Source organism: Staphylococcus sp. AC872, from assembly GCF_979255425.1.
In genome coordinates, this window is record NZ_CEEDKW010000003.1 from 193,954 (window position 1) to 206,713 (window position 12,760).

The window sequence follows — 12,760 nt, forward strand, 5'->3', positions numbered from 1 at the left end:
TCGGCAGTTTTTTTATGTATATTTTTAAGTTATGAATAAGATTGTGCTTTTTTGAAATATTAAATAGTGAAGATAAAAAATAAAATTATCATTATGCGAGTAGTTTAAAAAACGGAGTATTGGCAGATTAATATAAGAATTGGTATAGTATAATATAAGCTATTTTAAGAACGGGTGGAAGTGGGACAGAAATAACATTTTATTAAAATTGATTTCGTTGTTCCACCACGGCAAGGTTGACTAGAATTGAAAAACTTGAGTTAAGTGAAAATCAATTCAGCCAACTACTGCCAATACAAAATGATAGCCTGAAACATTTGTTTATGTCTCCGGCTCAAAAAGTTAATTACTAACTAAAAGAATAATAGAAAAATGATACGGAAGGCACTCTTACGTCACTAAGAGGGATGAGTGCTTAAATTAGAAAGGATGAGCCGCTTGATACGCATGAGTGTATTAGCAAGTGGTAGTACTGGTAATGCCACATTTGTTGAAAATGAAAAAGGAAGTATCCTTGTCGATGTAGGTCTAACCGGTAAGAAGATGGAAGAACTCTTTGGCCAAATCGACCGAAATATTAAAGATTTAAACGGTATATTAGTGACTCATGAGCACATTGATCATATTAAAGGTCTAGGAGTCTTAGCACGTAAATATAACTTGCCTATATATGCGAATGAAAAGACATGGCAAGCAATTGAGAAGAAAGATAGCCGTATTCCAATGGATCAGAAATTTATTTTTAATCCGTATGAAACGCAGTCAATTGCTGGGTTTGATATTGAGTCATTTAACGTCTCTCATGATGCGATAGATCCACAATTTTATATTTTCCATAATGATCATAAGAAATTTACGATTTTAACTGATACGGGTTATGTTTCAGATAGAATGAAAGGTATGATTCGTGGTAGTGATGCTTTTATCTTTGAGAGTAATCATGATGTGGATATGTTACGTATGTGTCGTTACCCTTGGAAGACGAAACAACGTATTTTAGGAGATATGGGACACGTATCTAATGAAGATGCAGGTTTAGCAATGACTGATGTGATTACCGGTAATACCAAACGTATATATCTCTCACATTTATCTCAAGATAATAATATGAAAGATTTAGCGCGTATGAGTGTAGGACAAGTGTTAAATCAACATGATATAGATACTGAAAAAGAAGTATTGTTATGTGATACGGATAAAGCACAAGCGACACCTATTTATACTATATAATGAAATTTTAGACGGGAGTGAGACAGAAAATCCCGCTCTTTTTTAATGCTATTTCTGTGGAAGAGTGGTAGAAGTAAGTCTTAAAAGTCATATTTATAGGGGATAACTTGATAAAAATAATTAAGACTATCGGGAAGTTATCCACTGAATTGTTCATAATTATCCAGAATTGTGTACAATACACACAGAAATACCCACATTGTACACATACTTATCCACAAAATAACAGGTTATTCCACAGATTTTGTGCATAAATCATAAAAATTTATAAAAATTGTGAGGATAAACTGATACAATAAGAGAGAATAGTGTGAACAAGTTGATAACTTGTGGATAAATCTAACAAGTACATCTCGGAGGATATTATGAAAATTACAATTCTGTCAGTTGGAAAACTTAAAGAAAAATACTGGAAACAAGCAATCGCAGAATATGAAAAGCGATTAGGTGCATATACTAAAATTGAAATAATAGAAGTGCCAGATGAAAAAGCACCAGAAAACATGAGTGATAAAGAAATTGAACAAGTTAAAGAAAAAGAAGGACAACGTCTATTAGCTAAAATCAAAACACAAGCAACTGTGATTACTTTAGAAATTGAAGGTAAAATGTTGTCCTCAGAAGGCCTTGCTAAAGAACTAAATCAACGCATGACACAAGGCCAAAGCGACTTTGTATTTGTGATAGGCGGATCTAACGGCCTACATCAAGATGTCTTACAACGCAGCAATTACGCCCTATCATTCAGCAAGATGACCTTCCCACACCAAATGATGCGCGTTGTATTGATAGAACAAGTATATCGAGCATTTAAGATAATGAGAGGCGAGGCTTATCATAAATAAAACTAAAAATTAGATTGTGTATAATTTAAAAATTTAATGAGATGTGGAGGAATTACATATATGAAATATTGGAGTATACCTTGCAATATCATACGATGTTTATAGAGTGTTTAATAAACCATTTTTCAACTATTGATGATCTAGAATATATAATAACTGTACAAATTATATTGATTATGGAACTACAATTCAATTAAGAAATTGATGATGAAATTTTAAATTTAAACTAATGGAATCAAGAAAGAATGAAAGGAAATATACAATGCCCACGATTAATAAAAGGAAGTTTATTAGATTTTGTGTTAGAAACAGTAGATGTTTTTGTAAATGGAAGTAAAAATGATTGCGAATTAGTAAATTTTAATTATAAAGAAGGAAAAGTAGTTTCACGTTATAGTACAAAATTTGAAAGCAATCCTAAATTAAGAAAAAAGCAATTGATATCGACGGTAAAAGTTGTAAGGTATGTTATTTTTGATTTTGAGAAAATTTTATGGGGCATAGGGAAAGTTTTATTGAAGTTCATCATATTAAGGCAATGTTTACTATAAGAAAGTTGAAATACACTCAGAAACAGACTGGATTCCCGTTTTTTCAAATTGGCACAAAATGATACATAGGCCCACCTATATATTGAAGATTTAAGTTAAACGATAAATAATATTTTTCTCTTTTGTATAGAAATTTTTTTGGGAATGATATTAATTAGTATAAAAATGAATATGTCTACAAAGAAGGAGAGATTTTATTGAAACACATTAATCAATTTTCTGAATCGACACTAGCACAACTAGAAAAAGATCAACAACACGTATTTTATGTATACTGTTTGATGGACCCAAGAAATGATGAATGCTTTTATGTTGGTAAAGGTAAGGGGAATAGAATATTTAAACATAAACAAGATGCGCAGAAAAAAGTATTGTACGAAGATATATTTATAGAAGAAAATAAAGATAACTTGAAATTTAATAGAATTAACGAAATTTGTAGCAATGATTTGAATGTTTTAGGATATATAGTCAGTTATGGATTAACCGAATCCTAAGCATTTTCCGCAGAAAATGTTCTTATAAACTTTCTTAACCTAACAAATAAAACGAAACTAACAAATATGATTAACGGTCATGGATCTAAGGCATACTTAGTTGAAGATTTAGAAAATGAATTTGGCTACGATTCAATTAATCTTGAAAACATAAATACGAATGAATTAATTTTAGCAGTGAAAATCAGAGATGCATTTCTATTAGATAAGGATGAAAGTAAAGAGTATCCTATTAATGAAAGTAAACGTGATAGAAATAACCTTAAATCGCGTACATTAGGTAGTTGGATAATAGGAAAAGATAAAATACATAAAATAAAATATATTATTGGTATCAATACAGGTGCTAATAATGCAGTTGTCTCAGCTTATGAAGTATCATTTGAACAAGCGGAGAGTATCGAAACAAATAATGGTAGAATGAGATATGCGTTTATTGGGCTTTCAGAAAGAGATGCTACTCTAAAAAAATTGAATTTATACAAAAAAGCACTACCAGATTTAAGATTTGGTAGTGGTAGCGCTACAGCATATATAAATAATGGGACAATGAAAGTTGATTAAATGAATAAAAACATCCAATTCCTTGAATTAGCCTTTGAAAATTTTATACTCGTATATATAGATGTTAATTAAAGGAGAGAATGCTATGCCATCAGATGATATTGTAAAAAAACTATACTCAAAAGAGGATATTCGATTAGAATTAGGACTTACTCCGCATAAGTTTAATAAAAAAATGGAAACTATTGCTAAGCTTTTTAAAATTGATATGAAAATTTTTCACAATTACAAAGGCCAAGATAAAAATAATCAATATACATTTAATGGCGTCGCAAAAGAATTAATAAAGGTGCTACTAAAAAGTATTGACTATTACCCAGTGGATATAAATTCCAAAGCTTTTAAACAAAACGGAAAATCTAAAAAAGAGATGATTGAAAATATAGATAACTCTAGTTACATGAAATATATTTATCAGTTAATGAAATCTATCAATGAAATTCAATACAAAAGGTTAATTGCTGATATACTTATGAAAGATGTGTACCAGAATACAAAAGCATTGTTAAATATTGGTGAATCAATTAATAAAAAAGAACAAGAGCTATACCAATATATGACAACCTTACCATTACATAAAAGAGTTGAACTGCAAAATGAGGTATTAAAATCTATAGACGAAACAATTTTTCAATTTCTCGCAAAAGAACATAGAAATAATCAAATTGAAGAAAATAATGAATTAGAAGCATATACAAAAGCAATAATAGAAGGTAGAAATCCTAAAAATGATTATGAATTAAATCATCTCCTATATAAAAAAAATCAATTACCCTTAGATAGTCTAATAAAAGATATATGGGACTATGAGGAAACAGAGTATACTGAGCTTGATTGGTTAATTGCAGATATGCTAAAACGTTCACAAAGAGCTGATAGTAATTTTATCGAAAGTTTAGAGAAGAAAAACAAATTGAGAAAAAATATTCATAAAGATTCCATTAAAAATATATCTAAGCTGATTGATCATGAATTAGTTAAAAATAATAGAAAGTGGGACGTAGCAGAATTTTATAAAAATCAACAATTTTGGAATAATAGTACATTAAGACGTAGCTCTCAAAATTTTGGAATTTTATATTACAAAAAGAATAGGTTACATACAATGAATCAAAGTAATATTATTAAGAAAATAAAAATTATCGAAGCTAATTTAGAGAGTGCAAATAAACAGCCGAGCTATTTAGATTTCTTTTTACAAGCTAAGTTTGATTTAGAGAGGTTAGAAAGTGAATTAATGAAATATAGCATTAATCCGAAATATTTTAATAAGATAAATAGTGATTACGTAAGATATGCTATTGAAGATGTACATAATGCAATTATTAAAATTGACAGATATATAAGTAACGATAAAGTGAAGTTAAACTATTCAAATGCCAAAATGGTAGTGAGAAACGAAATAACAGAACAAGGAAGCTACTTTGTAACCCAGGCATTGAATACACTGTCAAAGGTAGAAGAGTCTGGCTACAGCTTTGATAATTTCATGGTAGGACCTTTCGTAGAAGACTTTAAAAAAGCGATTAAAAATCGTAGATTTGGTTCTAAAAAAGATTAAGATTGTTTTTTAGAGTTAAACATAAGAATAAATTTAAATAAAAAAATAAACCCAACAAACATTGATATAACAAGGTTTGTTGGGTTTATTTTTTTTTGGTGATTTTTTAATAACTCAATTACATCTTAGGATAATATTGCTAAATTATACATTGTCGAGGCCAAGACAAATAAAAAATTAAAGCAAAAGTTAGCGCGCAACTTTCTGCTATAAAGGAGCAGATTTATATGGAGACAAGAGACAAACTGATGTCATTGACTCAAAGTGACAAAACACAGCAATGGTTAATGAACAAATTTTCAAATCAAGATGAAGTTCAGCAGCTGCAACAACAATTCAGCCAACTGCTAGATCAAAAATATAATGCACTTTTAGCTGACGAACAAGCTAAGTTAGACCAATATGTGGAAGTACATCAAGGATTGGAAGCATTAAAGGAAGAGATTGAATCAGAATCCATTAAATTTAATATTGAAAAATTACCTGATATCAAAGCAACAATGCTTGAAAGAGCCAAGACTGATGAACATTCTGATAAGATCGAAAACCTATTTGATAGGTTAGAACAGGCATTAAATGGTTCGAATCGATTATATACGCAATTATCGTTGATTGGTACACGGACACATCGAATCACAACTAAAAATTTTAATATCCAAGGCTTACCAAAATCAGTCCAACGTATGATTTTACCTTCACAATTCAAAAAGGTATATACAATCGATTTCAAGTCATTTGACCCTTCGGTTGTTGGATACATGACGCAAGATTCTAAACTGATTGACTATTTGAATCATAAAGAAGGTTTATATGACGCATTACTAGAAGATTTATCATTGTCCAAAAAGGAGAAAAAGTTCGTTAAACGTGCATTTATTGGTTCGTTTCTATTTGGCGGCAACTTCGATAGTCCTAAATTTAAGTTGAAACAATATGTAAGTGAAGTGCAATGGTTGGATGCGATCAGCCAATTTACAAAAGTCATTGAACTTAAGAAACAAATCGAAGAGCATAAAACCATGGCTATGCCCTACGGCATTGAACATGATATGAGCGCATTTCAAGGTAGTAGTATTATGGCAATTTACGTACAAACGGTAGCGAGCTATATTTTCAAGCACATTTTGTTGGAAGTGTACAAAGCACAGTGCGAACAAAAAACGTTCAAGATTATAGTGCCGATACACGATGCGATTATGATTGAATGTAATGATAAGGAGATTGCACAAAGTGTAGCACAGCTCATGAAAGATACAGCTAATCAACTGTTTAATGGTGAATTTGCACATGTGACAGTGGAAGCTTTAGGAGGTATAGACAATGAATAATGATAGAGGAAAAAGTCTTCAAATTCCCCAAAGTACATTGTTAAAAGAAGGATCTATATACGTTGCTACATTACATTCTGTGACTGAGACAGATTACTCAGGCGACATAAAACATCAATTTACGTATGAAATAGAGATAGATCAACAAATATACTATGTGAACCGTAGTGTTGTGGTCAATGCGACACATCAACAATTATCAATTAATGACTGGCTCGAACGTCATAGTAACTATAGCGCAAGTCATGAAAACTATGAGCCTTATATTGATCAGAAACATTTAATTCTATTAGGTCAATATAGCGGTAACTATTATGTACAAGATGTAGCATCGTTAGATGCGTTTGGAGGCGTATTATCATGAATCATATATTACAAATGTTATCTAAGCTATTAAGTGTGGCCAAGGAGGCAATCGACCGTCAAGGTCTGATTGCTATCCTAACTATTCCTGTTAATAATAACGATGAAATAGAAGAAACAGCTCAAGGTGAAACCGTGTATAACGAACTTATCGATCAGTTACGACTTAATATCCCAAAAGATACGGATTATCGACCTACCATCTATAGTTATTTTGGTATTAAGAAGAATCCTAATGACACCGTACTCATGGAAATGATGATAAAAGTTTTTCATATCAAACGCTTTAATTCAGAACTGTTTATTTTCAAAGCTAACGGGTGGCAAAAGATAAGTGGAGATGAATTACAAGGGTTGATATCTAAAATGATACAAGTATTGCTTGTAGATTATAAGCCTTCACTAAGCACTCTAAAAAATGTCGTAGATGGATTGCAAAAATCAACAGATGTAGAAGAACTTGTTGAGAATGAGCACTATATTGGTTGTGGTGAAAATATGTTCGATCTTAATACATTTCAAGTCGTTAAAAATTCAATCGATATCTTTCCAAAAACACGATTGAATTTATCATTAAGTACAAATGATGTAATTACTGATAAGATACCGCCTTATTTTAAGCAATATATGTTACAACTTGCGAATTATGACGATGATTTACAATACTTTCTTTTCCAACATACAGCAGTATTACTTACAGCTGATACTAAATACCGTAGGGGTCTCATATTATATGGCGGAGCTAAGAATGGTAAATCTGTATATATTGAACTAGTTAAATCATTTTTCTATAGTAAAGATATTGTGTCTAAGCCACTTAATGAGCTTGAAGGTCGTTTTGACAAAGAAAGTTTAATTGACAAAAGTCTAATGGCAAGTCATGAAATTGGGCAATCTAGGATTCAAGAAAAGATTGTAAATGACTTCAAAAAGTTATTATCTGTAGAATCAATGCATGTTGATCGTAAAGGAAAAACTCAAGTGGAAGTCATTTTGGATTTGAAACTTATTTTTAGTACAAATGCGATACTTAATTTTCCTCCTGAACATGCGAAAGCTTTGGAGCGTCGAATTAATATTATTCCATGTGAGTATTATGTTGAAAAAGCGGACACTTCATTAATTGATAAGCTCCAGAGTGAGAAGAAAGAAATCTTTCTTTACTTGATGTATGTGTATCAACAGATTGTAAAAGCAGATATCGAGTACCTTGAAAATAGCCGTGTCACTGAAATTACTCACGATTGGTTAAATTTTGGATATGAATTTGTTTCTAGCAGGTCCGTAAGTATTGCAAATCAGAAAGCATGTATTAATTTACTCAGAAAACTTATAGAAATCAAATCAGGATCACGAATCAAAGTATCCGAGTTAAATAAAGTTATTAATGAAGAAATAAAGGTGAGTTCTCAGGTTATTAATCAGTTAATTCAAGCAAACTTTAATACTCAAACCAAACTATACAATGGCTACGATTATTGGATTGATTTAGGTTGGAAAGAAGCCAATAAAAAAGAGATTCATGATATTTCGGAAAAAGATAATATTATTTCATTAGATAAAAATGAAAATATAACAGACGATGAGGCATTAGATGAAGAGAATTTGGATTTTGATTGGGAGGACTTTGACGATGAATAATGAACAAATTGAAGCATTTGTAGAAGTGCTTGTGCCTATCATAGAAGAACGTATCAATAAAGGTAAGTAATCTAATTACGTACTACAGGCAACTGCCTGTAGTACTCATATAATTAAGTGGTAAAAGTGATAAAAATGAAACGAAATTATAAATATATATTATCTATATGTTGTTACAAGACCGATAGTCTGTAGCAATAATCTAATAAAAGGAGAACGGTATGATATGAAGGGTAAAATTGCACTTTATTCACGTGTTAGTACGTCTGAGCAGTCAGAACATGGTTATTCTGTAAAGGAGCAGGAACAAGTACTCATCAAAGAAGTTGTGAAAAATTTCCCAGGTTATGACTATGAGACATATACTGACTCAGGCATTTCAGGTAAAAATATTGAAGGTCGTCCGGCAATGAAACGTCTATTACAAGATGTTAAGGATAATAAAATAGAAATGGTATTAAGTTGGAAATTGAATCGTATCTCACGATCAATGAGAGACGTGTTTAATATTATTCATGAATTCAAAGAACATGACGTAGGGTATAAATCGATTTCTGAGAATATTGATACATCCAATGCTTCTGGAGAAGTACTCGTTACAATGTTTGGGTTAATAGGATCTATAGAACGCCAGACTTTGATTTCCAATGTGAAACTTTCTATGAATGCTAAGGCAAGGAGCGGAGAGGCAATCACCGGTCGTGTTTTAGGCTACAAATTATCACTTAATCCACTTACACAGAAAAATGATTTGGTTATCGATGAAAATGAAGCTAATATTGTACGTGAAATTTTCGATTTATATTTGAATCATAATAAAGGCCTCAAAGCCATTACAACCGTACTTAATCAAAAGGGGTATCGTACTATTAATCAAAAGCCATTTTCAGTGTATGGTGTTAAATACATTTTGAATAATCCAGTCTATAAAGGCTATGTCAGATTCAATAACCATCAAAACTGGGCTGTACAGCGAAGAAGTGGCAAAAGTGATAAAAATGATGTGATATTGGTCAAAGGTAAACATGAAGCCATTATAAGTGAAGAGGTATTTGACAAAGTTCATGAAAAATTAGCTTCTAAAAGTTTTAAACCGGGCAGACCTATTGGTGGAGATTTCTACTTACGTGGTCTTATTAAATGCCCAGAATGCGGAAATAATATGGTATGTCGACGGACGTATTATAAAACGAAAAAGTCCAAAGAACGGACAATCAAGCGTTATTACATTTGTTCCTTATTCAATCGTTCAGGGAGTTCTGCATGTCACAGTAATTCCATCAATGCTGAAGTCGTCGAGCGTGTAATTAATGTTCATTTGAATCGTATTCTGTCTCAACCAGATATTATCAAGCAGATTGCGTCAAATGTGATAGAAGAACTGAAACAAAAGCATAGTAACCAAACAGAAATTAAATATGACATTGATAGTTTAGAAAAACAAAAAGCTAAGCTTAAAACACAACAAGAACGATTGTTAGAATTGTTCTTAGATGATCAGATGGATAGCGAAATGTTAAAAGCTAAACAAAGTCAAATGAATCAACAGTTAGAAGTATTAGATCAACAAATTAAAGAAGCGCAACAAGCAAATCAATCACAGGATGAAATACCTAATTTTGATAAATTAAAAGGACGACTCATTTTGATGATAACACGATTCAGCGTGTACTTAAGAAAGGCTACACCCGAAGCTAAAAATCAACTTATGAAAATGTTAATTGATTCAATTGAAATTACGACAGATAAACAAGTAAAACTGGTTAAATATAAAATAGATGAATCTCTTCTCCCACAATCCATTAAAAAGGATTGTGGGGATTTTTTTATGCCTAAATTTAACTTTGTGATAAATGTCACAAATGAAAATAGGGTCGAAAATTTATCACTTTTACCACTTTTTTAGAGTGACAAAAGTGGAGGGATTTTGAAACATTTTATAAATATATATTTTATTTATGGAGTACACATTATTAATTAAGGAGGTCATTATAATGACGCTAAGCAAACAACTTAAAACGTATATTACTGAACGATTTAAATTAAATTATCAAGAAACTTGGGCTTGTGAAACCGTAGATGCGGTGGCTGAAGATGTATTACCTGAAAAATATATTAAAAATAGTCCACTTGAACATAAAATTTTAAATACTTTTACCTATTACAATGATGAATTACATGAAATCAGCATTTACCCTTTTTTATGTTATCTAGATAAGGAATTAGTAGCAATAGGTTATTTAGATAATTTTGATTTAGACTTTATATTTTTAAATGATACTCATCAAATTATTATTGATGAACGCTACTTATTACCAAAAGGAGGGAAGTAATATGAACTGGATCAAGGTTGCCCAATTATCCGTCACAGTCATCAACGAAGTCATCGACATCATGAAAGAAAAACAAAACGGAGGAAAATAGTATGAAAATCAATCGATATATTACAAGAGGTGTTAGTGAACATTTATCTCTAGACCTTCAAATCTTACTTTGGAATATGGTAAAAGAACGGGACAATCAATTTCAGACAGATTACCTACACATTTTTAGACTGCAAGAAAATAAGAATATACTGTCAATCATACATGAGCAAGAACAACCCGTATACAAATTGGAATATCACTATACAAACTATGTAAAAAATCAAAATGCATTACCTAAGAAAGTCTATGTCATTCGTGAAGATGACGTAGACGCTTTTTATTATGTAATGCTTTTGTCAGAAGAATATTAAAAGGAGTGACCTGTATGAATACGATTAAAAGTACAATATACACAGAAGCGATATTTAGCAATGATGAACAACATCGCTACTTACTGAAGAAAACATGGGATGAAAAGAAACCCGCTTGTACAGTGATAACGATGTATCCTCATTTAGATGGTGTATTATCACTCGATCTCACAACTGTTCTTATCCTCAATCAATTAGCGAATTCAGAACGATATGGTGCTGTATATCTTGTAAATCTATTCTCTAATATTAAAACACCTGAAAACCTTAAACATATCAAAGAACCTTATGATAAACACACAGACATCCACTTGATGAAAGCGATTAGTGAAAGTGAAACAGTGATTTTAGCCTATGGTGCTTATGCAAAGCGACCGGTTGTCGTCGAACGTGTTGAGCAAGTGATGGAAATGTTAAAACCTCATAAAAAGAAAGTCAAAAGACTCATGAATCCAGTAACGAACGAAATCATGCATCCACTCAATCCTAAAGCACGTCAAAAATGGACACTAAAATAAAGGAGGATTATCTATGAACGATGACACTACACAGTCAGATTGGAAAACGATTGCTAGTTGTTTAGCATCACAAAATTATGTATCAATAGTAAAAGGTTTAGTACATCATTTCACAGCGATCGATGACGAGGAAATACTTGATAAAATCTATGATGATTTTATGAATGATGACTCTATAACAACGGTACTTAACAATGATTTTCAAAATATTATTAATCGCTATTTAACAAAATGAAATGTATATTTCAATAAAAATAGAGCATCCTTCACTTTGTGGTGAGGGATGCTCTTATATTTTTTTCTAAAAAATTATTATTAGCTAGTTCTAAAATATATTCTATTTTGGAAGATATGCTTATATCTGCTAATATATAGGTGTGAAATGTAAAAACACAATTGGGTTGGTAGTCCCAATGCAAATGTAGTATTTGTCAGTAACCTTCCTCCTCAGGTCGTCCTTCATTTCATAGAAATTAAGAGGAGGGACAACATGAAACTCACGATTTTTCATGACGGTCAATTTTTTGTAGGGTTAATTGAATATAAGCAGCAACAAAAATCATTTTTTGTAAAGTATGTATTCGGAACAGAACCAGATAGTAAAACTATTTTTAAGTTTATTAACCAACGCCTATTAAAATTGATTGACAATAGTAAAGCTTCAACCAAAACTAAGAAATCTAAGAATAAAATTAATCCTAAAAAATTACAGCGTAAAGTTGCAAAAGAGCAAAAAAAACATCCGATAACAACACAATCTCAACAGGCTTTAAAAAAAGAACAAGAGCTTAAAAGGAAGTTGTCTAAAAAGAAAAACAAGCTCCAAAAAGAAGCAGACAAAAAAAGAAAGCGAAAAATTAAAGTGATAAAGGCTAAAGAAAAACATAAAGGTCATTAATATAAGAGCATCCTTCACTTTGCAGTT

General features: G+C 31.1%; 13 protein-coding genes and 1 pseudogene. All 14 read left to right on the top strand.

Annotated elements, in window-relative coordinates; translation table 11 throughout:
* Positions 1 to 429: 429 nt before the first annotated feature.
* Positions 430 to 1,230: an MBL fold metallo-hydrolase gene (locus ACZ267_RS06705; RefSeq protein ID WP_047210721.1), complete on the top strand. Its 801-nt coding sequence runs from the start codon at positions 430 to 432 to the stop codon at positions 1,228 to 1,230.
* 365 nt (positions 1,231 to 1,595) lie between these two features.
* Complete coding sequence (gene rlmH / locus ACZ267_RS06710; RefSeq protein WP_047210580.1) at positions 1,596 to 2,075, top strand: 23S rRNA (pseudouridine(1915)-N(3))-methyltransferase RlmH; 480 nt, start codon at positions 1,596 to 1,598, stop codon at positions 2,073 to 2,075.
* A gap of 245 nt (positions 2,076 to 2,320) precedes the next feature.
* Positions 2,321 to 2,626 (top strand): hypothetical protein, encoded by a 306-nt coding sequence (locus tag ACZ267_RS06715; RefSeq protein WP_000677988.1) that lies wholly within the window; start codon positions 2,321 to 2,323, stop codon positions 2,624 to 2,626.
* 197 nt (positions 2,627 to 2,823) lie between these two features.
* Positions 2,824 to 3,687 (top strand): annotated as a pseudogene (locus ACZ267_RS06720) (LEM-3-like GIY-YIG domain-containing protein).
* Between the two features lie 85 nt (positions 3,688 to 3,772).
* Positions 3,773 to 5,248 (top strand): DUF6038 family protein, encoded by a 1,476-nt coding sequence (locus ACZ267_RS06725; RefSeq protein WP_060546705.1) that lies wholly within the window; start codon positions 3,773 to 3,775, stop codon positions 5,246 to 5,248.
* A gap of 227 nt (positions 5,249 to 5,475) precedes the next feature.
* Complete coding sequence (locus tag ACZ267_RS06730) at positions 5,476 to 6,576, top strand: DNA polymerase family A protein (protein ID WP_060545225.1); 1,101 nt, start codon at positions 5,476 to 5,478, stop codon at positions 6,574 to 6,576.
* Entirely contained in the window at positions 6,569 to 6,940 is a 372-nt protein-coding gene (locus ACZ267_RS06735) for a hypothetical protein (protein WP_060545223.1), read from the top strand. Before ACZ267_RS06730 ends, ACZ267_RS06735 begins: the two co-directional genes overlap by 8 nt.
* Entirely contained in the window at positions 6,937 to 8,580 is a 1,644-nt protein-coding gene (locus tag ACZ267_RS06740; protein WP_079449219.1) for a DUF5906 domain-containing protein, read from the top strand. The genes ACZ267_RS06735 and ACZ267_RS06740 overlap by 4 nt, the downstream gene beginning before the upstream one ends.
* Positions 8,581 to 8,806: 226 nt before the next feature.
* Positions 8,807 to 10,486, top strand: a complete 1,680-nt coding sequence (gene ccrC / locus ACZ267_RS06745; protein ID WP_079449218.1) for a cassette chromosome recombinase CcrC — start codon at positions 8,807 to 8,809, stop codon at positions 10,484 to 10,486.
* A gap of 88 nt (positions 10,487 to 10,574) precedes the next feature.
* Positions 10,575 to 10,913, top strand: coding sequence for an SAUGI family uracil-DNA glycosylase inhibitor (locus ACZ267_RS06750; RefSeq protein WP_079449217.1), 339 nt, complete (start codon positions 10,575 to 10,577; stop codon positions 10,911 to 10,913).
* Between the two features lie 92 nt (positions 10,914 to 11,005).
* A complete protein-coding gene (locus ACZ267_RS06755) occupies positions 11,006 to 11,317 on the top strand; it encodes a DUF960 domain-containing protein (RefSeq protein WP_079449216.1) in 312 nt (103 codons plus the stop codon).
* A 14-nt stretch (positions 11,318 to 11,331) separates the two neighbouring features.
* On the top strand, positions 11,332 to 11,835 hold the full coding sequence (locus ACZ267_RS06760; RefSeq protein WP_079449215.1) for a DUF1643 domain-containing protein: 504 nt from the start codon (positions 11,332 to 11,334) through the stop codon (positions 11,833 to 11,835).
* A 13-nt stretch (positions 11,836 to 11,848) separates the two neighbouring features.
* A complete protein-coding gene (locus ACZ267_RS06765; RefSeq protein ID WP_053037130.1) occupies positions 11,849 to 12,070 on the top strand; it encodes a hypothetical protein in 222 nt (73 codons plus the stop codon).
* A gap of 255 nt (positions 12,071 to 12,325) precedes the next feature.
* Positions 12,326 to 12,733 carry a DUF2992 family protein gene (locus ACZ267_RS06770; RefSeq protein WP_072519910.1) on the top strand — a complete coding sequence of 136 codons (408 nt, stop codon included), beginning with the start codon at positions 12,326 to 12,328 and terminating at the stop codon, positions 12,731 to 12,733.
* Positions 12,734 to 12,760: the final 27 nt, after the last annotated feature.